This is a genomic window from Streptomyces sp. JH002 (assembly GCF_050916115.1).
GTDB classification, from domain to species: domain Bacteria; phylum Actinomycetota; class Actinomycetes; order Streptomycetales; family Streptomycetaceae; genus Streptomyces; species Streptomyces xiamenensis.
Genome location: NZ_CP087989.1, coordinates 2,964,390 through 2,986,712 on the forward strand (window position 1 = coordinate 2,964,390; position 22,323 = coordinate 2,986,712).

Genomic DNA, 22,323 nt, shown 5'->3' on the forward strand with positions numbered 1-22,323 from the left:
TCTCCTATGGCGAGGCGGGGCCGGCGGGTGGTTCCACGGCGTAACTCAGGTCCTTGACGGTGAGAGTGGCCGGGGCCAGGCGCAGCCAGACGGCGCCGCCCGCCGTGGAGTCGCCGTGCAGATACCCGGTGAACCGCCGATCCCAGCGGGACTCGTCGGGGCCAAGGTAGCGGCTGAGCTTGCGGCGGCCGCGCGGCACGTCGAAGGGCAGGAGTTCGGCGCCGCCGCGCGCCATGACCTGCCGGACCCTGCCGGTCGCCAGGTCGCACTCTCCCCCAGACTTCGTCCGGGGGCACCCCCAGCACCACGGCCACCCGGGGATCGGCCTCCACGTGCTGCCGCAGCTTCGCCCAGGGGCCGGTGAGCGTCCAGAACGCGCCCTCCTCCCACAGGAACCACACCGGCCGGACGGCGGGCCCGGCCGGGGTGTTGGTGGCCAGGCGCGCGGTGCGGGGCGCGGCGAGGAAGGCGTCGACGTCGAACGGGTGGTCAGGCATCCCGCCATCCTCACCGTCCACGGGCCCGTCCGCATCGGTCCCAAGACCGAGCCTCCTTGGTCCGTCCGTGCTCGGTCCGGCCGTCCGCAACCACGGCGGGCGCGGCCGGGGCCGTCAGGTCGCCGAGTCCCGGATCTGCTCACGGGTCAGCCGCACCGGCTGCCCGGTGTCCTTGTCGAAACGGCGCCGCACGAGGATGTCGAAGCCGAGCGCGTGCAGGGCCGTCTCGGCCGCGTTGGTGTTCGCCGGTTCCCTTCCGGCCAAGGCGTTCCGTACGAGCACGAGGGCCGGGAGGTTCCTGCCGCCCGCCGTCACGAGGACGTCGTAGGAGATGTCCTCGGCCGTCCGCAGCGCGGCGACCGCGACATCGGCGAGGGTGAGGACGGCGTAGCCGCCGTTCTTCAGCCGGACCCTGGTTTCGTCAGCCATGGTGACCACGGTAAGTGCCGCTGATCCGGTGGGAGAACGGCGGTGCGGTGCGTGATCCTGGACCGGGGGGAGTGGTCGGTACAGGATGGGGCGATGGCGACCCTGGTGGCGTTTCACGCGCATCCCGATGACGAAGTCCTGCTGACCGGCGGCACCTTGGCGCGGGCCGCCGCCGAGGGGCACCGGGTGGTGATCGTGGCCGCGACCGACGGCCACATGGACGCCGTGCCCCCGCAGGGCGCGCCCCGGCTGGCCGAACTCCGGGCCGCCGCCGGTGTCCTGGGCGCGCACCGGGTGGTCCATCTCGGGTACGCGGACAGCGGGCACGGCAAGGACCTGTACCCCGACCCGGCCGACCGGCCGCGCCTGGTACGGGCCGACACCCGGGAGGCCGCCGGGCGGCTCGCCGACGTGCTGCGGCAGGAGCGGGCCGATCTGCTGCTGGGGTACGACCGCAACGGCGGCTACGGACACCGCGACCACGTGAAGGTGCACGAGATCGGGCGCCGGGCGTTCGCGTCCGGCGCCGTGCCACGGCTGCTGGAGGGCACCGTGCCGCGCGAGACGGCCGCCCGGCTGGCGCGGGCGCTGCGCGAGGACGCCACCCGCCTGGAGCGGATGTTCCTGCCGCGCGCGGAGATCACGCACGCCGTCAACGTCCGCCGCTACGCCGCCCTCAAGCAGCGGGCCCTGGCCGAGCACCGCTCGCAGACGGGCGGCAAGCTGCCCGGCACCCTGCTCGGTCTGCCCGTCCCGCTCTTCCGGGCGCTGCTGGGCCGGGAGTGGTTCAGCGAGGTCGGGCGGCCGCGGCGGCCCTGAGCGGCGGCCGAAGAGGTACGCGCCCCCGGTCCGCCGCGTCCCGCCCCCGCCACGCGCCCGCCGGCCGTGGGGCCGTCCCGCCGTGACCGGTGGTGCCGGTCACAGCGCGAACTGCCCCTGGGTACCGGTCAGGCCGAGCCCGGCCATCAGGTGCCGCATCGCTGTGTTCTCCGGCGTCGTGGACAGATAGAGCCGGTCGTGCCCGTCCGCCCGGGCCCGGTCGATCAGCAGCCGGAGGACCGTGCCGCCCACCCCCGCGCCCCGGTGCGAGCGGCCGATCCACAGACCGGCCTCCACGGTGCCCGCCTCCACCGTGCCCGGCCGCACGCGTTTCCGGTCGCGGTCGCGGTCCGGGCGGGGGCACAGCCGCGCCGCGCCCGCCACCCGGCCGGCCACGGTGATCGCGTACGTCGACTCCACCGGGTCCGGCGGCAGCGAGCGCCACGCGTGGAACCGCAGGAACGCGGCCCGGCGCTCCGCCGTCCAGCCGTCGCCGCCCGTCGGGTCCGCGACCGGCGGCATCACCTCCGGCGGGTCCGCTTCCGCGACGGCCACGGCGAGCAGGGCGGTCAGCAGGGGCCGGTCGAGCGGGAGCAGGACCACATCGGAACGCATCCCCGCATCCTGCCGGACAGGAGTAGGGTCCGGCGCATGCGTCCCGAGTCGTACCTGAGCCATCTGCGCCGCGAACTCGACGCTTTCCGGGCCACGTTGAGCGCCGACTTGGGCGCGCCCGTCGAACACTGCGGCCCCTGGACGCTGCGCGATCTGGCCGGGCACCTGGGCAGCGGCAACCTGTGGGCGGCCACAGCCGTCACCGAGGGGCACGGGGACCATCACCCGCCCGCACCGCGGGACCCCGGAGCGCTGCTGGAGTGGTACGACGGCGGGTGCGCGACGCTGCTGGCCGCCCTGGACGCCGATCCGGCGGCTCCGGCTTGGTCGTTCGCCCCACCGCGCACGGTCGGTTTCTGGCAGCGGCGGCGGGCGCAGGAGACGCTGATCCACCGGTGGGACGCGGAGCACGCGCTCGGGGCGGCCAAGCCGCTCGATCCCGCTCTGGCGGCGGACGGTGTCGCGGAGGTCTTCGACACGATGGCGCCGCGGATGATCACCCGGGGTCTGGCGACCGGGCCGCCGCACGCGCTGCGGGTGACGGCCACGGACACCGGGGCCTCGTGGACGTATGGGCCAGGCGAACCGGTGGCCACGCTGGCCGGACCGGCCGGGCAGCTGCTTCTGCTGCTGTGGGGCCGGATGGCCGAGGGCGAGGGCGGCCTGTCATGGTCCGGCGACCGGGCGGCCGGGCTGCTCGTCCTGGGCTCGCGGCTGACGCCGTGAGCCGTGCGGCGGCGGCTCACAGCCACTGCCAGCACAGCGTGTAGCCGAGGTCGGGGAAGTCGGAGTTCTGCCAGGTGGTCGAGCCGTCGTTGCCGCAGAACGCGATGTCGTTGTAGGTGCTGGTGCGGCCGGTGACGTAGACGTTCCCCTCCTCGCAGCCGGAGAAGGTGAAGGTCGCGGCGGTGTCCGGGCCGGACTTGATCATGCAGTTGTTCTGCTGGGCGACGCCCGCGTCGTCGGGGTAGTTCATGGCCAGGCAGAGCCGTACGCCCAGCTCCGGCCAGCCGTCCACGGAGAAGTAGCGGCTGTGGTGCCAGGTCCAGGAATCGCAGTCGCTGGATGAGCTGTCCTCGCCGAACCGGGCGACCACGGTGAAGTTGCCGGTCTCGCAGCCGGCCTCGCTCCAGTAACTGCCGTCGCCCTGCTCGCCGTACACGCAGTCGCCGGGCTGTGCGTGGTAGGCGGTGCCGTTGCCGTGGTGGTAGCTGAGGCACAGGGTGGTTTCCCAGTACGGGTAGTTGACGGACCAGTCGACATCCTGGACGCCGTCGCAGTCGTCGTAGTCCGTGCTGTCGTGGTAGACGGCCACGGCCTCGAAGGTGCCGTCGCCGCAGCCGGCCGGTGTCAGGTCGAGGTCCTGCATGGTGCCGTGGTTGGTGAAGCAGTCGCCCGTTTCCGCGTCCCCGACGGGGTCGGGCTCGGGCTCGGGTTCCGGCTCCGGCTCCGGTTCCCACTCGCTGTCGGTGCCGGTGTCCGCCTCGTCCACCGGGTCGGAGTGCTCCTCGTCAAAGGTCTCGGAGGCGGTGGGAGTCGGTGTGCCGCCGCCGGCCGTGTCGTCCTTGCCGCCGTCGGGCAACCACACCACCAGGGCGAGGATCAGCAGCACGACCAGGCCCACGGCGGCCACCACCCCGCTGGCCGGAGTCTGCCGATCGGGCGTCGGGGGCCCGGTGGGCGGGGCGACCACCGTCGGGGGCACCGCGTCCGCGGTGACCGTGGGCGCGTCCGCCGCCGGGACGAGCCCGCGCACCTGTGCCCGCTGCGCCTCGGTCATCCGGTGCACGGCGGGCGGCCAGGGACGGGCCGCTCCCGGCCCGGCCCCGGCCTCGTCCAGCGGGCCGATCAGCTCCAGGACGCGGGCCGGGGTGGGGCGTTCGGCCGGGGTCTTGGACAGGCACGGCTCGATGACGCGGCGCAGCCGGTCGGGGACCGCGCCCAGGTCGGGGGTCGCGTACACCACGTTGAACATGGTCTGCGGGATGCCGGGGCCCTCGAAGGGGTTGGTGCCGGTGCACGCCATCAGCAGGATCGTGCCGAGCGAGAACATGTCGCTGGCCGGGGTCAGTTCCGCCCCCTGTGCCTGCTCGGGCGACATGAACCCGGGCGCCCCGATGACCGAGCCGGAGCGGGTGACGGCCGTGGTCATGGTCTGGAGCCGGGTGGTGCCGGCGCCCTCGGCGGCGCGCACGATCCCGAAGTCGATGACCTTCGGCCCGTCGTCGGCCAGCATCACATTGGACGGCGACAGGTCGCGGTGCACGAGGCGGGCCGCGTGGATGTCGCGCAGGGCCGCGGCGAGGCCGGCGGCCAGCCGCAGGACGGTGTCGGCCGGCAGCCGCCCGGTCTCGTCCAGGACCCGGTGCAGCGAGGGGCCGTACACGAACTCGGAGGCCAGCCACGGCACCTCCGCGTCGATCTCGGCGTCCACCACGGCCGCGGTGTGCGGGCTGCGGACCTTGCGCGACGCCGCGACCTCACGCTTGAAGCGTTTGCGGAACTCCGCGTCACCGGCGAGGTGTTCGTGCACGCGCTTGACGGCGACCAGGTTGCCGTGCGGTCCGGTGGCCAGCAGCACCCGGCCCATACCGCCTTCGCCCAGCACGGCGAGCGGCCGGTAGCGGCCGATCCGGCGCGGATCGGCGCCCCCGAGATCCTCCATGGCCGTAGCCCTCCCCCCGGGCTCCCCTTCTGGAACGGTGTTCTAGAACTACTTTCCAGTTGATCCCCGGCGTGCGTCAATATCCTCAGGACACAGGGCCGTTGAAGACAGTGAAGATATGGTGATGGCACGTGACGGAGCGGGCACGCACAGCCCCGGCCGGGCCGGCGAAGCAGCGGCGCGGACAGCACACCGTCGACCGGCTGCTGCGGGCCGCGTTCGAGGTGTACCGGGACGCCGGGCCCCAGGGGTTCACCCTGCCGGCGGTGATCGAGGCGTCCGGGGTGAGCGTGGGCAGCCTCTACCACCACTTCGGCAGCTTCGACGGGCTGGCGGCCACTCTGTTCATCCGGTGCAAGGACGATCTGCTGGCCGCCCTCACCGACGCGGTACGCCCCGCCACCTCGGCCAAGGGCGCCGTCACCGCGCTCGTCAGCGGCTATCTGCGCTGGTCGGCGGCGCACCGCACGGAGGCGCTCATCATCCACGCCTCCCCGTACGCCGGTTATCTGCGCGCCCACGCCGAGCGGGTGGACGCCGGGCGGGCGCCACGGGTCGCGGAGCTGCTGGAGTTCTTCGGGCCGCGGCTGGCCGCCGAGGGACTGCGCCCGCTGCCGCCCGCCCAGGCCGAGATGCTGATCATGGGGCCGGTGACCTTCGCCGTCACCCGGTGGCTGGCCGGTACGGAGGGGTTCGACCTGGAGGAGGCCGCCCGGACGCTCCCCGACCGGATCTGGCTCTCCCTCGGGACGGTGCCGGCGGCGCCCTGACCGGCGACGGCCGAGCGGGCGGGGCAATGGCGAGGACCACGACGACGCGGTGGCGCCATCCCGTTGAAACGTGGCACCGGGGCCCCTGGGACGGGCGGGACGCGCGGCCTAGCGTCGGTGACGCCCCGTACGGGCCGCGGCCCGAAGTCGCGGCCCGTACCCCCCGCGACCCCCGCCCCGAAGGACGTCACCGTGCCCCTGCGGCCCCTGCGCATCGCCGCGCACATCGAGCTGGCCTCGCTTTTCATCCTGCTGGCCAACCTCGCCACCGTGCACCTGCGGCCCCTGTCCTCCCTGCTGGGGCCCACCCACGGCTGCGCCTACCTGTTCGTGATCCTGCTGGCCTGGCGCCTCCCGCACGCCACGCCCGCCGTCCGGGCGCTGTCGCTCATTCCGGGAGTGGGTGGACTGCTGGCGCTGCGCCGCGCAGCCGCTCGATCACCGCTCGGCCGGCCGGCCCCCAGGTAGGCTGCCCGCCCGGCCGGCCCAACTCTCCCGCCCGCCCGATGCCGATGAGGGCGAGCGCCTTGGTCAGCGCCAGACCCCTTGCACGGCGCACGGCCGCCTCGTCGGCGGCGCCGTACGCGGCCAGGAAGGGTACGTCCGCCCCGGCCGGCAACAGCAGCCACGCGGCGGCGAGATCGATGGCCGGGTCGCCGCCGCACAGTTCGCCGAAGTCGACGACCCCGGCCAGCGTGCCGCCGTTCACCACGACGTTGGCGGGATGCAGATCCCCGTGCAGCCACACCGGCGTCCCGGACCAGTCGGGCGCGGCCACGGCGTCCTCCCACACGGCGCGGAGCGCGGGATCACGCTGGACGGCCAGGACCGCCGGGTCGTCCTCCATGCCGGGCAGCACCTCGAGGGTCCGCAGCGGAGCGGCCTGGTAGGCGTGCCCGGGCACACCGGCGGGCGCGGGCCGGTGGAGCGCCCGCAGGAAGCGGGCGAGTTCGGCGGCGGCGTGCGGCCCGTCGGTGATCGGGGCACGGTCCGCGGGTTCCCCGGGCACCCAGGCGACGACGGACCAGTGCCAGGGGAAGTGCGCGGACGGCGCCCCGGCGCGTACCGGAAGGGGAACCGGCAGCGGCAGGCCCGGCACCACTTCGGGGGCCCAGCGCTGTTCCTTGAGCGCCTCGGGGGCGGCGGATTCCCGGCGCGGCAGCCGGACCGCGAGATCCTCCCCCAGCCGCCACAGCTGGTTCGACCAGCCGGTCGCCGCGAGCCGCAGCTCCCGCCCGGCGAGATCCGGGTGCTGCTCCCGCAGCAGCGCCCTGACCAGCGCCTCGTCGATGTCGTGGTGGGAGTCGATCATCACGGGACCGGCCTTACGTCCTGGGTGAGGCTGCGCCAGGTCCGCACCAGCTGGCTGAACTCCCTGACCTGGACCAGCACATGCTCGCGGGCGGCCGTCTCGGCGGCCTCGGCGTCGCCGCACGTGATGGCCTGCGCGATCGTGCGGTGCTCGGCGAGGGAGCGGCGCATGCGGTCCGGGACCCGCAGTTGCAGCCGCCGGTACGGCTGCAGGACGCGTTTGAGCGCACGGACCTGCTGGCGCAGATATTCATTGCCGCAGGAGTCGTACACGATGCCGTGGAAGTCGGCGTTGGCGTAGTAGTAGCGGTCGGCGTCACCGGCCAGCGCGTGCTTCTCGCACTCCCGCAGGGCCCGCCCCAGATCGTCCAGGGGCTCGCGTTCGATGCGGCGGGCGCTCAGTCTGGCGGCCATGCCCTCCAGTTCGGCCATGACCTCGAACCGCTCGGCCAGCTCGGGGACGCTCAACTCGGTGACGTAGGTGCCCTGTTTGGCGCGGATCTGCACCAGCCCCGAGCGTTCCAGGGCTTGGAGGGCCTCACGCACCGGTGTGCGGGAACAGCCGAACTCCCGCTCCAGCCGGGCGGGGTCGAGTCGCTGGCCGGGGCGGTAGCGGCCTTCGACGACAGCTTTCTCCAGGGCGTCCCGTACCCGCCGGGCCTCCGGGATTCGAGCCATGCGCACCTCCGGGCTCAGGCTATCCGGTCAATCGGTGTGTTCCAGGGGGTAGCGCACCGCACGTCTGTCCTCTACGGTGCGGCTGTTATATACATCACGCCCGGTGATGCATACACCAAGCTGTCGGGAGGAGCGGAACGTGGAACACCATGACGGCTGGCCCCTCACCGACCTCTTCCCCGCCGCCGGCCCCGGGCCGGAAGACCCGCTGGAAGCTCTGCTCACGGCCTGCGAGGTGCTGATGAGCGACGTGGGCGAGGCGTCCCTGCGCGCGGTCGCGGCCCGCGCCCTCACCGCCTACCGCGCACTCGACGACGACGGCAGGCTGGCGTTCTTCACTCACGTCACGACGGCGTACGGCGTCGACGCCGACCAGGTCCGCGCGGCCTTCCACCAGTGGGAAGCCGCCAGGGACGGCGGCCTGGGCGGCAACACCGAACTCGTCCGGCTCTTCGACGCGGTCGAACCGGCCAGGCAGCAGTTGCTGCGCCGCCTCCACCACGCGCCGGGCGCCACCCTGGCCCTGGTCGGCATGCGCGAGGACCTGCTCCGGCTCGCCCGCCACCACCCGCCGCTGCGGCCCCTCGACCACGACTTCCACCACCTGCTCACCTCCTGGTTCAACCGCGGATTCCTGCGCATGGCGCGGGTGACCTGGCAGGACGCGCCGCCGGAGCTGCGCGGGCGACTGCTGCGCGGCGAGCGGGTCCACCCGATGGCGGACGAGAACGCACTGCGCCGCCGGCTGGAGCCCGCCGACCGCGACCTGTACGCCTTCTTCCACCCGGCCACCGGGGATGTGCCGCTGATCTTCGTGGAGGTGGCGCTGGTACGCGGCCTGCCCGACCGCGTCGGCCCGCTGCTGGAACCCGGCCCGGAGCTGGACCCGGCGCAGGCGGACACCGCCGCGCTGTACTCGATCAACAACGCGCTGGACGGGCTGGCCGGGGTCTCCTTCGGCAGCTTCCTCATCAAACAGGTCATCGAGGACGTGAGCGAACGGCTGCCGCATCTGCGGCGCTTCGCCACCCTCTCCCCGCTCCCCGGGTTTCGCCGCTGGCTCACCGGCCAGGCCGGGCACGACCCGCGGCTGCGTGCCCTTCGGGACGAGCTGGACGCCCTGGCCGGGCCGCAGCGGCTGTCCGCTCTCCCGGCGGCGGAGACCGAGCGGATACGTTCGCGGCTCCTCCCCGCCCTGACCCGCTACATCGCGCTGGGCAAGCGGGAGACCGACGGGCGACCGCTCGACCCTGTCGCCCGCTTCCACCTCGGCAACGGCGCCGCCGCCTGGCAGCTCAACTGGCCGGCCGACACCTCGCCCACGGCCTGGCGGCAGTCGTACGGCGCGATGATCAACTACCGCTACGAACCGGAGCGGCTGGAGCGCCGGCACGAGGATTTCGTACGCCACCGCACCGTCGCTCTCGGCGGGCCGATGCGGGACGCCCACGCGGCCGCCGCACGGGACCCGAGCGGAACGTGAAAGGAACAGCCCCGATGGCACCACCTCTGCCGCCGACCATCCATCAGTCCTTCGCCGAACAGGTGGAACGGCAGCCGGACAAGGCACTCTTCGAGCTGCCCGACGGGCGGAGCGTCAGCTACGGCGACACGGAACGGACCGTACGCCTGATCGCCGCCCGGCTCGTGGCGGACGGGGTCACCCCGGGCGACCGGGTGGCCATGCAGGTGGAGAAGTCCCCGGAGGCCATCGCGCTCTACCTGGCCACCCTGCGCGTCGGCGGTGTCTTCCTGCCGCTCAACACCGCCTATACCGGCGCCGAGATGGAGTACTTCATCAAGGACGCGGAACCCCGTGTCCTGGTCTGTTCCCCGGAGCACCGGGCCGGCCACGCACACCGGGCCGGCCCGGAACTCGTCCTGGAAACCCTCGGCACGGCGGGCGACGGAACCCTGCTGGAAGGCGGACCGGACGCCCCGGAGCCGGAGCCCTTCACGGCCTCGGCCGACGACCCGGCCGCCATCCTCTACACCTCCGGCACCACCGGACGCTCCAAGGGCGCCGTGCTCTCGCACGGCAATCTGGCCTCCAACTGCCGGGCGCTGCTCGACTCGTGGCAGTTCACGGGCGAGGACCGGCTGATCCACGCCCTGCCGATCTTCCACATCCACGGGCTCTTCGTCGCCGCGAACATGACCATCACGGCCGGGGCCTCCATGTACTACCTGCCGAAGTTCGACGCGGAGACGATCATCGACCTGCTGCCCCGGGCCACCGTGCTCATGGGCGTGCCCACCTTCTACACCCGGCTGCTGCGGAACGACCGGCTCACCGCCGCCTCCTGCTCCTCGGTACGGCTGTTCGTCTCGGGTTCGGCGCCACTGCTCGCGAGCGACCACGAGGCGTTCCGGGCGCGAACCGGGCACACCATCCTGGAGCGCTACGGGATGACGGAAACCGGCATGAACACCAGCAACCCGTACGCGGGCGGGCCGCGCAAGCCCGGCACCGTCGGCAAGCCGCTGCCCGGAACCGAGATCCGGGTGGTGGACGCCGCGACCGGCCGGGTGCTGCCGGACGGCGAGGTCGGCAGCATCGAGGTACGCGGCCCGAACGTCTTCACCGGCTACTGGCGGCTGCCCGAGAAGACCGCCTCCGAGTTCCGCGCGGACGGCTACTTCATCACCGGGGACCTGGGCCGCGTCGACGAGGACGGCTACCTCAGCATCGTCGGCCGGGGCAAGGACCTGGTGATCTCCGGGGGTTACAACATCTACCCGAAGGAGATCGAAGAACTGCTCGACGCGCACCCGGGGGTGCTGGAGTCCGCCGTGATCGGGGTCCCGCACCCGGACTTCGGGGAGACGGTGGTGGCCGTCGTCGTCCCCGCACCGGGCCAGGAGCCCGGGGAGCGGGAACTGCTGGACTTCATCGGCGGTGACCTCGCCCGGTTCAAGCACCCGCGGGCCGTCCGGCTCGTGGAGGCGCTGCCCCGCAATGTCATGGGCAAGGTGCAGAAGGCCGAACTGCGCAAGCGCTACGCGCGCCTGTTCACCGGCGCCGACACCTGACCCAGCCCGGTACTCCCCCCACCTCACCCTTTCCTGTCCCTCAGTCTCTCAGCGTGGAGAAGACGATGATCATTTATGGAGTCGCGGCACTGGCGGTGTGCCTGCTCGCGGGCACCCTCGCCGGTGAACTGATCGGCGCCGCCGTAGGGGTCGACGCCAACGTCGGCGGAGTCGGATTCGCCATGATCATGCTGGTGCTGGTCACCGGCTGGCTCCGGGCGAAGGGGCTCTTCCCCCAGGCCACCGAGCAGGGCGTGCTCTTCTGGAGCGCGATGTACATACCCATCGTCATCGCCATGGCCTCCACCCAGAACGTGGTGAAGGCGGTCAGCGGGGGCCCGATGGCCATCCTGGCGGGTCTCGCCGCGCTCGCGGCCGGCCTCGCGCTGGTGCCCGTCCTGGCACGGATCGGCGAACCGGGCGAGCCACTGCCGCCGCCGGTCGCCACCGAAGAGCGGCAGGAGGTCTGAGATGGAACTGGACAGATTCGCCTCCGTCTTCGAGAACAACGGCCTGCTGGTGGCCTTCGCCCTGGTCGGTGCGCTGATGCTGGTCTCCGGCTGGCTCTCCAAAACGCTGACCCGGGGACGGCTCCAGGGCTCCGCCATCGCCATCCTCCTCGGCCTGGCCCTGGCCTACTGGGGCGGTTCGGTGACCGACGGCGACTCCGGCCTGGCCGGCTTCGCCGCCCTGTCCGGCCTGAGCGTGATGGGCGGGGCGATGCTGCGGGACTTCGCGATCGTCTCCACCGCGTACGGCGTGGACCTCAAGACCATCAAGCGGGCCGGGGTGGCCGGAGCGCTGTCGATCCTGCTGGGCGTGCTGGTCTCGTTCGCCGCCGGGGCCCTGATCGCCGCCGCGTTCGGCTACACGGACGCCAAGTCGATGGCCACCATCGGCGGTGGCGCGGCCACCTACATCGTGGGCCCGGTGACCGGCACGGCGGTGGGCGCCGAATCGGACGTCATCGCCCTGTCCGTGGCCGCCGGACTGGTCAAATCCGTGGTGGTCATGGTGGGCACCCCGTTGGTGGCCCCGCTGATCGGCCTGAACAACCCGAAGTCGGCCATGGCCTACGGGGGGCTGATGGGCACCACCTCGGGCGTGGCGGGCGGCCTGGCGGCCACCGACAAGCGACTGGTGCCGTACGGCGCCATGACGGCCACCTTCTACACCGGCGTGGGCTGCCTGCTCGGCCCGTCGCTGCTGTACTTCGTGCTGCGGGCGATCGTGGGCGGGTGAGACGCCGGCCCCTGCCGGGAGACCGGGAACCGGCGGGCCGCAGGACGGCGGTCACCGTGGCCGTCCGCGCGGGATATCCGTTCGCGGGGCCCGGCCGTCACAGGTTAGCGTCACGCGCGTGAATGCCATCGGTCCCATCGATCCCATCGATGCCAAGGACATGGTCCGGCGCGGGTACGACGCCGTCTCCGCGCGGTACGACGAGGCGTACGGCGCGGGGACGAAATACGCGGACCTGCTGGGCGAGCTGTGCCGGCGGGTGCCGGCCGGCGGGCGGATCCTGGACGTGGGCTGCGGCAGCGGCGTGCCGGTGGCCCGGGTGCTGACCGACGCCGGATACCGGGTGACCGGGATCGACATCAGCGCCACCCAGATCCGACGGGCCCGGGAGCACGTGCCGGGGGCGGAGTTCGCCGTGGGAGACGCCACCACCGCGTCCTTCGCACCCGCCTCCTTCGACGCCGTGGTCTCCCTCTACGCCCTCATCCACATCCCGCTCCCCGAACAGCCGCCCCTGCTGCGGAACATCGCCGGATGGCTGCGCCCCGGCGGCTGCTTCGTGGCGACCACCGGACACGGCGCGTGGAGCGGGACCCAGGAGAACTGGCTCGGCGGCGGCGCCCCGATGTGGTGGGGCCACGCGGACGCCGCCACCAACCGGGCATGGATCACCGGGGCCGGTCTGGCGGTCGACCGGGAGGAGTTCGTCCCGGAGGGCGACAGCGGGCACGCCCTGTTCTGGGCACACCGTCCGTCCTGAGGGGGGCAGGGCGCGGGCGTCAGTCGGGGATCGGCATGGGCGCGGGCTCGGCGTCCCGTATCCGTTCGGGGGTCCAGTAGTCCAGCACGTCCTGCGGATCCTCGTCCGTGGTGTGCGTGATGACGCCGGAGTCCTCGGCCTCCTCGGCGTCCGAGGCCAGCGCCATCGCCATGCCCGCCAGCGCGCCGACGACGAGCACCCCGGTCAGGATGCCGACGGCGGCGAGCGCGCGCCGGGTGGAACGTCCCATGTCCGTCCTCCTCGGGCGGCTTCGCGGCCGGCTGCCGTGCCGTGCCCTGCCCGCCCGGTGCAGCGTAACCGGGCGGGCAGGGCGGGGAACACTAGGTGTAGCTGCCCTGGGCGTCGAACATCTCCTTGACGCTGTCACCGAAGTACGGGCTCCGGTTCGCGCCCGCCGAGTCGACGGTGCTGGTCACCCCGTTGACCTGGCCGAGTCCCGTGCTGTCGTTGTACACGCGCAGCCAGGGGCCGCCGCTGGAGCCGCCGCCGAAGTTGCAGTCCAGCCGGAGCCTGCCGCCCGAGTCGACGGTCGTCCCCTGGCACCACCACTGCACCTGGCCGCTCGCGTGGTTCCCCGGGTAGCCCCAGATGGTGACGGCCTGGCTGCGGCTGTAGTTCCAGCTCAGGCCGTGTCCGCCGGTGACGTTGACCAGCTTGCTGCCGTTGAGCGGCCAGGTGGTCACCATGGCCACGTCCCACTCGAAGTTGCTGTTGTTGATCCAGCCGTTGAACGACCGGAACTGTTTGGCCGCGAACGTTCCGAAGGGGCGGGCGCCCTCGCGGTAGCGCGGGACGTAGGTCCAGTTCGTCATCCACGCGCCGGCGTTGCCGTTGCTGCCGCCCACGTTGACGCAGTGTCCGGCGGTGATCAGCAGCTGCTTGGAGTCGCTGTTGAGGGCGCCGGCCGAGCACCAGTAGTCCCCGCCGTTGTTCGGGTTGGTGTAGAAGACCCGGCCCACGACCGGGGTCTCGGTGAGGGCGGCCGAGACATCGCCGCCCTCCTGCTGGAGCGGCGCCGCGGGCTCGGTCGAGCCGGGCTCGCCCCCGGAGTCCTCCGGCGCCCGCGCCGCCGGGGCGGCGTCGGCGGCATCCGCGGCGTCCGGCACGAGGTTGTCGGCGGGCAGAGCCCCGGCCATCCGCTCCGGGGTCCAGTACTCCTCCAGCGCGGCGGCGGGATCGGTGTCCGCCAGGGCGGCCAGAGCGGCGGCCCCGCCCGAGAGCTGGGCGTCGGCGGTACGGGTACCGGCCGGGTCGGTCCGGTCCTCGGCGGAGGCGTTCCCGGCGAGCCCGGAGAGCAACAGGGTGGCGGCCAGCAGCGGCAGGCACGCGCGTCTTAAGCGATTCACAGAGCAACCTTCCGGTGGGAGTTGCGTGAAGCGACGAAAGATTGTGCGCCCCGGGGGTGTGCGCTGCCTAGCCCTGTACGACCGGATCGCGCCGTAGGCGGGAGGGGTGCCGGTCCGGCCTGTGGTGTCCCGTGCTCAGGAGTCGAGCACGGCGGCCACGGCCTCGATCTCGACGAGCTGGTCGTCGTAGCCCAGCACCGTGACCCCCAACAGCGTGCTGGGCACGTCGTGATCGCCGAAGGCGTCCCGGACCACTTCCCAGGCGGCGACGAGGTCCGCCTGCCGGGACGAGGCGACGAGAACCCTGGTGCTGATGACGTCCTCCAGCGAGGCACCCGCGGCGGCCAGCGCGATCCGCAGGTTCTCCACGCACACGGCCGCCTGTCCGGCGTGGTCACCGACCACCGCGGTGGAGCCGTCCTTGTTCAGCGGGCACGAACCGGCCAGGAAGATCAGCCGGGCCTCGGCCGGAGCGGTGGCCGCGTAGGCGTACTCGGCGGCGTCCGAGAGCTCGGCGGAACGGATCAGCGTGACGGCGCGGGGCATGGCTCTGTCCTTCGGCGACGGTGGCGTGGGCCCTCATCGTCGCCGGGCCGCGCGCCCGCTGTCACCCCGGTTTTCGCGGGTCACCGGCCCGGACCCCGCCCGGCGGGCGGCGGTTCCGCGCCGTCCGACGCCGGTCGCTTCCGGTGGGTCTGTCGCGCGGGGTCGAAGAATGTCATGCTCGTAGCCATCGCCGTCGCCTTCTTCGTCTCCGTCTCATTCGCGCCGTCGCTCATCACCGCATCAGCACCTGGCACATCGAGGCGGTCCGGGAGCGGTCGGGGCCCCGTCGTAGGGGGTGAGCACCGTGACCGAGCCACTGCCGGACCTGCGCCGGTTACAGCCGCATCAGCTCATGGGCATCCGCTGTGTGCTGTGCAATCGCTATCTGGGCGCCATGGCCCGGCGGCTGGGGCCGCCACTGCTCGACCGGTGGGGGTACCGGTACCAGTTGTACGCCTGCCGCCCGCACTGTCCGCTGCGGCGCTTCCCTGAGCCGTAGGAGCACGGCCGGCCGCGTACGGCGTCACCGCCGACGTCACCGTTCACCCTTCACCGTTCACAGCGTCAGGGACAGCTGCGCCGACAGGGCGGCCCGGCCGGCGTCCGTCACGGTCACCGCGCGGGTGGACTTGTCACGGGTGAGCCAGGCCGACTCGAACGCGTGGCGGCACAGCGCCGCCCCCACCACGCCCGCCAGGTGCGGGCGGCGTTCGGTCCAGTCGAGGCAGGAGCGGACCAGCGGGCGGCGCGTGCGGACGACGGGAAGCGTGATCCCCACCTCGGCGAGCCAGACCGCCCCGTCACCCGTGAGCCGGACGCCCTGCTGCCAGTCCAGCAGCCCGCGCTCGGTCATCGCGTCCGTGATGGCCACCCCCACCTCGCCCGCGAGGTGGTCGTAACAGGTGCGGGCCCGTGCCAGGGCCTCGTGCCGGCGGACACCCGACAGGGAGCGGACGGGGGCGGCGCGGTTGGGGGCGAGGGCGGCGAGGGTCTCGATGAGGTCGGCGACCTGGGGGTCGGCGAGCCGTACATAGCGGTGCCGGCCCTGGCGTTCCTCGGCGAGCAGGTTGCCGCGCACCAGCAGGTTCAGGTGTTCGGTGGCCGTTGAGGCGGCCACCGCGGCGTGCCGGGCGACCTCGGTGGCCGTCCAGGCGCGGCGGTCGAGCAGGGCCCAGCAGATCCGGGCGCGGGTGCCGTCGGCCAGCAGCCGGGCGACGGCGGCGAGGTCAGGAGCGGTGTCCATGTGTCCAGTGTCGCCCCACTACCCTTCGGTCCTCGCCGAAATGTTCAGGTTTTATGATCGCGAACATGCACATGTCCCTGGGAGAGATGATCGCCGTGTTCAGCGCCGGCCTCGGCGCCGGTGCCATCAACGCCGTGGTCGGCTCCGGGACGCTGCTCACCTTCCCCGTGCTGCTGGCGGTCGGACTGCCGCCCGTGACCGCCACCGTGTCCAACGCCATGGGTCTGATCCCCGGCGCCATCAGCGGCGCCATCGGCTACCGGCGGGAGCTGCGGGGGCAGCGCCCGCGCCTCCTCAAGTTCGGGGCCGGAGCCCTCGTCGGCGGTCTGACCGGCGCCGCGCTGCTGCTGGCGCTGCCGGCCTCCGCCTTCGAACGGATTGTGCCCGTCCTGGTGGGACTCGCCCTGATCCTCGTGGTGTTCCAGCCCCGGATCAGCCGGAAACTGCGCGAGCGTCGCGAACGCGACGGCTCCACCGCCCACCCCGACGGCGGGCCGGCGCTGTCCGTCGGGCTCGCGCTCGCCAGCGTCTACGGCGGCTACTTCGCGGCCGGCCAGGGGATCATCTACATGTCCCTGATGGGCATGACGCTCGACGAGAGCATGCAGCGGCTCAACGCCGTGAAGAACGTCCTGGCGGCCCTCGTCAACAGCGTCGCCGCGCTCTTCTTCCTCTTCCTCGCCGACTTCCACTGGACCACCGTGGCGCTGCTCGCCGTCAGCTCCGCGATCGGCGGCCAGCTCGGCGCGAAGGTCGGGCGGCGGCTCAGCCAGACCGTGCTGCGGACGCTCATCGTCCTGGTCGGATCCGTCGCGATCGTGCAGCTGGTCCTGCGCTGACGCGGCACGACGGGGCCGGTACGTCCGTACCGGCCCCGTCCCACGCTCGTGTGCTCAGCCGAACAGCGCCGGCAGCGTCGCCTCACGCGCCTCGCGCAGCTCCGCCAGCGGGATGCCGAACTCGCCCTGCACCTCGATCGACTCGCCGTCGACCACGCCCACCCGCGCGGCCGGAAGGCCACGGGCCGCGCACATGTCGGTGAAGCGGGTCTCCTCGCTGCGCGGCACGGCCACGATCGCGCGGCCGGCCGACTCGGAGAAGAGGAAGGTGAACGCGTCCAGGCCGTCCGGGACGACCAGGCGGGCGCCCACTCCCCCGGCCACCGCCGACTCCGTGACCGCCTGGACCAGACCGCCGTCCGACAGGTCGTGCGCCGCGTCGATCATGCCGTCGCGGGAGGCGTTGATCAGGACCTCGGCCAGCAGCCGCTCGCGCTCCAGGTCCACCTTCGGCGGCAGGCCGCCCAGGTGGTTGTGGATCACCTGGGACCACGCCGAGCCGCCGAACTCCGCCCGGGTGTCGCCGAGCAGGTAGATCAGCTGCCCGGCCTCCTCGAAGGCGTGCGGGGTACGGCGCGTGACGTCGTCGATCACGCCGAGCACACCGACCACCGGCGTCGGGTGGATGGCCTGCTCGCCGGTCTGGTTGTACAGCGAGACGTTGCCGCCGGTCACCGGGGTGCCCAGCGTCTGGCAGGCGTCCGCCAGGCCCCTGGTGGCCTCGGCGAACTGCCACATCACGGCCGGGTCCTCGGGCGAGCCGAAGTTCAGGCAGTCGGTCACGGCCAGCGGCTTGGCGCCGGTGGCGGCCACGTTGCGGTACGACTCGGCGAACGCCAGCTGCGCGCCCGCGTACGGGTCGAGCTTCGCGTACCGGCCGTTGCCGTCGGTGGCGATCGCGACGCCGAGGTTGGTCTCCTCGTCGATCCGGATCATCCCGCCGTCCTCCGGCTGGGCCAGCACCGTGTTACCGAGGACGTACTTGTCGTACTGGTCCGTCACCCAGGACTTGGACGCCTGGTTGGGCGAGGAGACCAGCCGCACGACCTGCTCGCGCAGTTCCTCGGAGGTCCCCGGCCTGGGCAGCGCGCCCGCGTCGTCCGCCTGGAGCGCGTCCTGCCACTCGGGGCGGGCGTACGGGCGGTTCAGCAGCGGGCCCTCGTGCGCGACGGTGCGCGGCGGCACGTCCACGATCTGCTCGCCGTGCCAGAAGATCTCCAGCCGGTCGCCGTCCGTCACCTCACCGATGACGGTGGCGATCACGTCCCACTTCTCGCAGACCGCGAGGAAACGCTCGACCTTCTCCGGCTCGACGACCGCGCACATGCGCTCCTGGGACTCGCTCATCAGGATCTCCTCCGGCGACAGGGAGGAGTCGCGCAGCGGGACCGTGTCGAGCTCGACGCGCATGCCGCCGGAGCCGTTGGAGGCCAGCTCGGAGGTGGCGCAGGACAGGCCGGCCGCGCCGAGGTCCTGGATGCCCACGACCAGGTCCTGGGCGAACAGCTCCAGGGTGGACTCGATGAGCAGCTTCTCCTGGAACGGGTCGCCGACCTGGACGGCGGGGCGCTTGGCGGGCTTGCCGTCCGCGTCCTCGAAGGTCTCCGAGGCGAGGATGGAGGCGCCGCCGATGCCGTCGCCGCCGGTGCGGGCGCCGTACAGGATGACCTTGTTGCCGGCGCCGGACGCCTTGGCGAGGTGGATGTCCTCGTGCCGCATGACGCCCACGCACAGGGCGTTGACCAGCGGGTTGCCCTGGTAGCAGTCGTCGAAGACGATCTCGCCGCCGATGTTGGGCAGGCCCAGGCAGTTGCCGTAGCCGCCGATGCCGGAGACGACGCCGGGCAGCACGCGCTTGGTGTCCGGGTGGTCCGCGGCGCCGAAGCGCAGCGGGTCCATCACGGCGACCGGGCGGGCGCCCATCGCGATGATGTCGCGGACGATGCCGCCGATGCCGGTGGCGGCGCCCTGGTACGGCTCGACGTACGAGGGGTGGTTGTGCGACTCGACCTTGAAGGTGACCGCGTAGCCCTGGCCGACGTCCACGACGCCCGCCTGCTCACCGATGCCGACCAGCAGCGCGTCGGAGTGCGGGGCCTTCTCGCCGAACTGCTTGAGGTGGACCTTGCTCGACTTGTACGAGCAGTGCTCGGACCACATCACGGAGTACATGGCCAGCTCGGCGCCGGTCGGGCGGCGGCCGAGGATGGCGCGGATGCGCTCGTACTCGTCCTGCTTGAGGCCGAGTTCGGCCCACGGCAGCTCGGTGTCCGGGGTGTCGGCGGCGTGTTTGACGGTGTCGAGCGTCATGAGGCGGCGACCATCTTCTTGAGGACTGAGGTGAAGAAGCCGAGGCCGTCGGTGCCCGGCCCGGTGAGGGACTCGACGGCGTGCTCGGGGTGCGGCATCAGGCCGACGACGTTGCCGGCGGCGTTGCTCACGCCGGCGATGTCGCGGCGCGAGCCGTTGGGGTTGCCGTCCAGGTAGCGGAAGACGACGCGCCCCTCCGCCTCCAGTTCGTCGAGGGTGCGCTCGTCCGCGACGTAGCCGCCCTCGCCGTTCTTCAGCGGGATGGTGATCTCCTGGCCGGCCGTGTAGTCGGCGGTCCAGGCGGTGGCGGCGTTCTCGACGCGCAGCCGCTGATCACGGCAGATGAAATGCAGGTGGTCATTACGGGTGAGGGCACCGGGCAGCAGGTGCGATTCGCACAGCACCTGGAAGCCGTTGCAGATCCCGAGGACCGGAAGGCCGGCCCTGGCCTGCTCGATGACGGTTTCCATCACCGGGGAGAAACGGGCGATCGCACCGCAGCGCAGATAATCCCCGTAACTGAAGCCGCCCGGCAGAATCACCGCGTCGACCTGGTGCAGGCTGGTGTCGCGGTGCCACAGGGCGACCGGCTCGGCGCCGGCGAGCCGGACCGCGCGCTGCGCGTCGCGGTCGTCCAGCGAGCCGGGGAAGGTGACGACTCCCACACGGGTGCTCACGGCGCGACCTCTTCCGCGCTCTCTTCCACGCGCACGGCGAAGTCTTCGATCACCGTGTTGGCGAGGAAGGTCTCGGCGAGCTCGCGGATACGGGCGAGGGCGGCCTCATCGACGGGGCCGTCCACCTCCAGCTCGAAGCGCTTGCCCTGGCGGACATCGGAGATTCCGGCGAACCCGAGCCGGGGCAGCGCGCGTTGCACGGCCTGGCCCTGGGGGTCGAGGATCTCCGGCTTGAGCATGACGTCGACTACGACGCGGGCCACAGGTACTCCCGGTGGGATTGGTGCTGACGCTGCTGCCCATCAGCGTACCTGTCGGACAAATCTACACGGGTAGACCTGACGCCGGACGGCCCCGCCTCTGGCATGAATCGGTCACGTTCAGGTATCGGGGACGGAAACCCCTGCAAGAAGCGGCGAGAAAACCGTAAGGTCCCCATTGCGGCATGACACGTGCGGCCGAATTTCCACTCACCGGGACTTCGCGCTTCGCAGAAAAAGCCAGCCGATGTACAAATAACGAACGCGGCACCGCCGTACAGCAGTACAGCACCTTGCTCCCGATCATGGGAACGCCCCCGCGACACCGGCGCGCGGTCCGGCCAGGACCGGCTCCGTCGCCGCCGTCGTCGCCGTCAGGCACGGGGGACGCACCCGCCGAAAGGACCGATATCCGTGGCACAGCGCGTCGTGGTCACCCTCTCCGACGACATCGACGGCGGAGAAGCGTCGGAAACGGTGGCTTTCGGGCTTGACGGGAAGACGTACGAGATCGACCTCAGCGAGGAGAACGCGGAGAAACTCCGCACCGTCCTCGCCCCCTATGTGACGGCCGGCCGCAAGCGCGCCAAGTCGGGCCGGACCTTCACCCACACCTCGGTGGCTCCCGACCCCCGCGCGGTGCGCGCCTGGGCGGAGTCCAACGGCTTCGACGTACCGGCCCGCGGACGCATCCCGCGCAAGGTCTACGACGCCTTCAACGAGGCGCACTGATCCGGTCGTTGGGCCGATTTGCCAACGACCCCGGGTGATCGGCTAGAGTCTGGATCACGCCGAAGGGCGGGGCCGGAAAAGCCCCGAACGAGGCGGATGCGCGGGTGTAGTTCAGTAGTAGAACACCCTCTTTCCAAGAGGGAGGCGCAGTGTGCAATTCCTGTCACCCGCTCTATCCACTCCGGTGCGTATGCCCGTCATGCGCACCAGCGGGTGGAGATGCGGGTGTAGTTCAGTAGTAGAACGCCCCCTTTCCAAGGGGGAAGCGCAGTGTGCGATTCCTGTCACCCGCTCTGCATCTCCATACTCGGTACAAGACCCCCTCGGGGATCGGGTACAGTAGGTGCCGCACCACCCGGGAAGCCCCGGGCGGGGCAACCAGGCGGACGTAGCTCAGCTGGTAGAGCACAACCTTGCCAAGGTTGGGGTCGCGAGTTCGAATCTCGTCGTCCGCTCAGATGAAGGGCCCGGTCTCAACAGACCGGGCCCTTCGGCGTTGTGGGGCGCACGTGCCCCGCCCGATCTGACATTCGTCATACGGATCCATGACAGTCGGCAGTGGGAGCCGGGCCCCGGCGGCGGAACCCTTGAGGCATGACCAAGGGTGATGCGTGGGGGACGACGGTGATCGAGGCGCGCGGACTGCGCCGCCGCTACGGCCCGGAGGGGCCCGACGGCTTCGAGGCCGTGCGGGGAATGGACTTCGAGGTGCGGCGGGGGGAGCTGTACGCGCTGCTGGGCACCAACGGCGCGGGCAAGACCTCCACCCTGGAGCTGCTGGAGGGGCTCGCCCCGGCGACCGGCGGCGAGGTGCGGGTCTTCGGGCACGACCCGTACCGGCAGCGGGCCCGGGTGCGCCCGTACATCGGGATGATGCTCCAGGAGGGCGGGTTCCCGGCCGACCTGACGGTGACCGAGACGGCGCGGATGTGGGCCGGCTGCGTCACCGGGGCGCGTCCGGTGCCCGAGGCGCTGGAGCTGGTGGGGCTCACGGACCGGGCGGATGTCCGCGTCAAGCAGCTGTCCGGCGGTGAACGGCGGCGGCTGGACCTGGCGATGGCGCTGATGGGGCGGCCCGAGCTGCTGTTCCTCGACGAGCCGACCACCGGTCTGGACCCGGAGGCGCGGCAGCGCACCTGGCAGCTGGTGAGCGAGCTGCGCGACGCGGGGACCACGGTGCTGCTGACCACGCACTACCTGGAGGAGGCGGAGGTGCTCGCCGACCGGCTGGCGATCATGCGGGAGGGACGGATCGTCGTATCGGGAACCACCGGGGAGGTCCTGGAGGCGCAGCCGGCCCGGATCCGGTTCACGCTGCCGCCGGGGGTGGGGCCCGAGCGGCTGCCGCTGACGGTGCCGGCCGCGGCGGACGGGCAGCGCGTGGAGATCCGTACCCGCCAGTTGCAGCGGGCGCTGACCGAGGTGCTGCTGTGGGCGCGGGACGCCGAGGTGGAGCTGGTGGACCTGGACGCCCGCTCGGCCTCGCTGGAGGAAGTCTTTCTGGAGGTGGCGGGAGCATGAAGCAGCGCA

At 72.3% G+C, this 22,323-nt stretch carries 26 protein-coding genes, 3 tRNA genes and 1 pseudogene; 16 read left to right on the plus strand and 14 right to left on the minus strand.

Annotation, left to right across the window (positions count from 1 at the left end):
• Positions 1 to 4 precede the first annotated feature (4 nt).
• The 3 genes and pseudogenes from H7827_RS13375 to H7827_RS13385 all read right to left on the minus strand — a co-directional run bounded on the left by H7827_RS13375 (position 5) and on the right by H7827_RS13385 (position 926).
• On the minus strand, positions 5 to 235 hold the full coding sequence (locus H7827_RS13375; RefSeq protein ID WP_432748082.1) for a hypothetical protein: 231 nt from the start codon (positions 233 to 235) through the stop codon (positions 5 to 7).
• 109 nt (positions 236 to 344) lie between these two features.
• A pseudogene (locus H7827_RS13380) lies at positions 345 to 497 on the minus strand (pyridoxamine 5'-phosphate oxidase family protein); the annotation flags it as partial.
• A gap of 114 nt (positions 498 to 611) precedes the next feature.
• Entirely contained in the window at positions 612 to 926 is a 315-nt protein-coding gene (locus tag H7827_RS13385; protein ID WP_200365708.1) for a hypothetical protein, read from the minus strand.
• Between the two features lie 93 nt (positions 927 to 1,019).
• Here H7827_RS13385 and H7827_RS13390 point away from each other — a divergent pair, with 93 nt between their 5' ends.
• Positions 1,020 to 1,745, plus strand: a complete 726-nt coding sequence (locus H7827_RS13390; protein ID WP_432745271.1) for a PIG-L deacetylase family protein — start codon at positions 1,020 to 1,022, stop codon at positions 1,743 to 1,745.
• Positions 1,746 to 1,844: 99 nt separating this feature from the next.
• Here H7827_RS13390 and H7827_RS13395 read toward each other — a convergent pair whose 3' ends face one another.
• Positions 1,845 to 2,360 carry a GNAT family N-acetyltransferase gene (locus tag H7827_RS13395; protein WP_432745274.1) on the minus strand — a complete coding sequence of 172 codons (516 nt, stop codon included), beginning with the start codon at positions 2,358 to 2,360 and terminating at the stop codon, positions 1,845 to 1,847.
• A gap of 36 nt (positions 2,361 to 2,396) precedes the next feature.
• Between H7827_RS13395 and H7827_RS13400 the strand changes: the two genes are divergently transcribed.
• On the plus strand, positions 2,397 to 3,086 hold the full coding sequence (locus H7827_RS13400; RefSeq protein WP_432745277.1) for a maleylpyruvate isomerase family mycothiol-dependent enzyme: 690 nt from the start codon (positions 2,397 to 2,399) through the stop codon (positions 3,084 to 3,086).
• Between the two features lie 16 nt (positions 3,087 to 3,102).
• Here the strand turns inward: H7827_RS13400 and H7827_RS13405 are convergent, their stop codons facing one another.
• The gene (locus H7827_RS13405; protein WP_432745279.1) at positions 3,103 to 5,025 is read right to left on the minus strand and encodes a serine/threonine protein kinase; all 1,923 of its coding nucleotides are present in this window, start codon (positions 5,023 to 5,025) and stop codon (positions 3,103 to 3,105) included.
• Positions 5,026 to 5,156: 131 nt separating this feature from the next.
• Between H7827_RS13405 and H7827_RS13410 the strand changes: the two genes are divergently transcribed.
• Positions 5,157 to 5,795 carry a TetR/AcrR family transcriptional regulator gene (locus H7827_RS13410; RefSeq protein WP_432745281.1) on the plus strand — a complete coding sequence of 213 codons (639 nt, stop codon included), beginning with the start codon at positions 5,157 to 5,159 and terminating at the stop codon, positions 5,793 to 5,795.
• Between the two features lie 192 nt (positions 5,796 to 5,987).
• Positions 5,988 to 6,263, plus strand: a complete 276-nt coding sequence (locus H7827_RS13415) for a DUF3817 domain-containing protein (protein WP_432745284.1) — start codon at positions 5,988 to 5,990, stop codon at positions 6,261 to 6,263.
• On the opposite strand, the gene H7827_RS13420 is transcribed toward H7827_RS13415, so the two are convergent.
• Both H7827_RS13420 and H7827_RS13425 read right to left on the minus strand, forming a co-directional pair.
• Positions 6,184 to 7,107, minus strand: a complete 924-nt coding sequence (locus tag H7827_RS13420; RefSeq protein ID WP_432747983.1) for a phosphotransferase — start codon at positions 7,105 to 7,107, stop codon at positions 6,184 to 6,186. The genes H7827_RS13415 and H7827_RS13420 overlap by 80 nt on opposite strands.
• A complete protein-coding gene (locus H7827_RS13425; RefSeq protein WP_432745286.1) occupies positions 7,107 to 7,784 on the minus strand; it encodes a GntR family transcriptional regulator in 678 nt (225 codons plus the stop codon). The genes H7827_RS13420 and H7827_RS13425 overlap by 1 nt, the downstream gene beginning before the upstream one ends.
• A gap of 139 nt (positions 7,785 to 7,923) precedes the next feature.
• Here H7827_RS13425 and H7827_RS13430 point away from each other — a divergent pair, with 139 nt between their 5' ends.
• From H7827_RS13430 to H7827_RS13450, 5 genes are all read left to right on the plus strand, one after another.
• On the plus strand, positions 7,924 to 9,267 hold the full coding sequence (locus H7827_RS13430) for a malonyl-CoA decarboxylase domain-containing protein (protein WP_432745288.1): 1,344 nt from the start codon (positions 7,924 to 7,926) through the stop codon (positions 9,265 to 9,267).
• A 14-nt stretch (positions 9,268 to 9,281) separates the two neighbouring features.
• The gene (locus H7827_RS13435) at positions 9,282 to 10,817 is read left to right on the plus strand and encodes an AMP-binding protein (RefSeq protein ID WP_432745291.1); all 1,536 of its coding nucleotides are present in this window, start codon (positions 9,282 to 9,284) and stop codon (positions 10,815 to 10,817) included.
• A gap of 53 nt (positions 10,818 to 10,870) precedes the next feature.
• Entirely contained in the window at positions 10,871 to 11,287 is a 417-nt protein-coding gene (madL, locus tag H7827_RS13440) for a malonate transporter subunit MadL (RefSeq protein ID WP_432745293.1), read from the plus strand.
• 1 nt (position 11,288) lies between these two features.
• A complete protein-coding gene (madM, locus tag H7827_RS13445) occupies positions 11,289 to 12,059 on the plus strand; it encodes a malonate transporter subunit MadM (protein WP_386537014.1) in 771 nt (256 codons plus the stop codon).
• Between the two features lie 118 nt (positions 12,060 to 12,177).
• The gene (locus tag H7827_RS13450; RefSeq protein ID WP_432745295.1) at positions 12,178 to 12,819 is read left to right on the plus strand and encodes a class I SAM-dependent methyltransferase; all 642 of its coding nucleotides are present in this window, start codon (positions 12,178 to 12,180) and stop codon (positions 12,817 to 12,819) included.
• Between the two features lie 19 nt (positions 12,820 to 12,838).
• Here H7827_RS13450 and H7827_RS13455 read toward each other — a convergent pair whose 3' ends face one another.
• The 3 genes from H7827_RS13455 to H7827_RS13465 form a co-directional block, all read right to left on the minus strand.
• On the minus strand, positions 12,839 to 13,069 hold the full coding sequence (locus H7827_RS13455; protein WP_432745297.1) for a hypothetical protein: 231 nt from the start codon (positions 13,067 to 13,069) through the stop codon (positions 12,839 to 12,841).
• 91 nt (positions 13,070 to 13,160) lie between these two features.
• On the minus strand, positions 13,161 to 14,186 hold the full coding sequence (locus H7827_RS13460; protein ID WP_432745299.1) for a trypsin-like serine peptidase: 1,026 nt from the start codon (positions 14,184 to 14,186) through the stop codon (positions 13,161 to 13,163).
• Positions 14,187 to 14,321: 135 nt separating this feature from the next.
• On the minus strand, positions 14,322 to 14,732 hold the full coding sequence (locus H7827_RS13465; protein WP_432745301.1) for a RidA family protein: 411 nt from the start codon (positions 14,730 to 14,732) through the stop codon (positions 14,322 to 14,324).
• A 304-nt stretch (positions 14,733 to 15,036) separates the two neighbouring features.
• On the opposite strand from H7827_RS13465, the gene H7827_RS13470 reads away from it, so the two are divergent.
• Positions 15,037 to 15,231: a hypothetical protein gene (locus H7827_RS13470; protein ID WP_148236115.1), complete on the plus strand. Its 195-nt coding sequence runs from the start codon at positions 15,037 to 15,039 to the stop codon at positions 15,229 to 15,231.
• Between the two features lie 57 nt (positions 15,232 to 15,288).
• On the opposite strand, the gene H7827_RS13475 is transcribed toward H7827_RS13470, so the two are convergent.
• Positions 15,289 to 15,975, minus strand: coding sequence for an ArsR/SmtB family transcription factor (locus tag H7827_RS13475; RefSeq protein ID WP_386537000.1), 687 nt, complete (start codon positions 15,973 to 15,975; stop codon positions 15,289 to 15,291).
• A 71-nt stretch (positions 15,976 to 16,046) separates the two neighbouring features.
• On the opposite strand from H7827_RS13475, the gene H7827_RS13480 reads away from it, so the two are divergent.
• Positions 16,047 to 16,814 (plus strand): sulfite exporter TauE/SafE family protein, encoded by a 768-nt coding sequence (locus H7827_RS13480; RefSeq protein WP_432747984.1) that lies wholly within the window; start codon positions 16,047 to 16,049, stop codon positions 16,812 to 16,814.
• Between the two features lie 54 nt (positions 16,815 to 16,868).
• Here H7827_RS13480 and purL read toward each other — a convergent pair whose 3' ends face one another.
• The 3 genes from purL to purS are packed head-to-tail and all read right to left on the minus strand — an operon-like array spanning position 16,869 to position 20,064.
• Positions 16,869 to 19,124 (minus strand): phosphoribosylformylglycinamidine synthase subunit PurL, encoded by a 2,256-nt coding sequence (gene purL, locus H7827_RS13485; protein ID WP_432745304.1) that lies wholly within the window; start codon positions 19,122 to 19,124, stop codon positions 16,869 to 16,871.
• Positions 19,121 to 19,801, minus strand: a complete 681-nt coding sequence (purQ, locus tag H7827_RS13490) for a phosphoribosylformylglycinamidine synthase subunit PurQ (protein WP_200365722.1) — start codon at positions 19,799 to 19,801, stop codon at positions 19,121 to 19,123. Before purQ ends, purL begins: the two co-directional genes overlap by 4 nt.
• Positions 19,798 to 20,064 (minus strand): phosphoribosylformylglycinamidine synthase subunit PurS, encoded by a 267-nt coding sequence (gene purS, locus H7827_RS13495; protein WP_200365723.1) that lies wholly within the window; start codon positions 20,062 to 20,064, stop codon positions 19,798 to 19,800. The genes purQ and purS overlap by 4 nt, the downstream gene beginning before the upstream one ends.
• Positions 20,065 to 20,475: 411 nt before the next feature.
• On the opposite strand from purS, the gene H7827_RS13500 reads away from it, so the two are divergent.
• The 5 genes from H7827_RS13500 (at position 20,476) to H7827_RS13520 (ending at position 22,314) form a co-directional block, all read left to right on the plus strand.
• Entirely contained in the window at positions 20,476 to 20,793 is a 318-nt protein-coding gene (locus H7827_RS13500; RefSeq protein ID WP_030733157.1) for a histone-like nucleoid-structuring protein Lsr2, read from the plus strand.
• 100 nt (positions 20,794 to 20,893) lie between these two features.
• Positions 20,894 to 20,965, plus strand: a tRNA-Gly gene (locus tag H7827_RS13505).
• 49 nt (positions 20,966 to 21,014) lie between these two features.
• Positions 21,015 to 21,086, plus strand: a tRNA-Gly gene (locus H7827_RS13510).
• An 89-nt stretch (positions 21,087 to 21,175) separates the two neighbouring features.
• Positions 21,176 to 21,248 (plus strand) — tRNA-Gly (locus H7827_RS13515).
• A gap of 139 nt (positions 21,249 to 21,387) precedes the next feature.
• Positions 21,388 to 22,314: an ABC transporter ATP-binding protein gene (locus H7827_RS13520; RefSeq protein WP_386536995.1), complete on the plus strand. Its 927-nt coding sequence runs from the start codon at positions 21,388 to 21,390 to the stop codon at positions 22,312 to 22,314.
• The last annotated feature ends 9 nt before the right edge of the window (positions 22,315 to 22,323 follow it).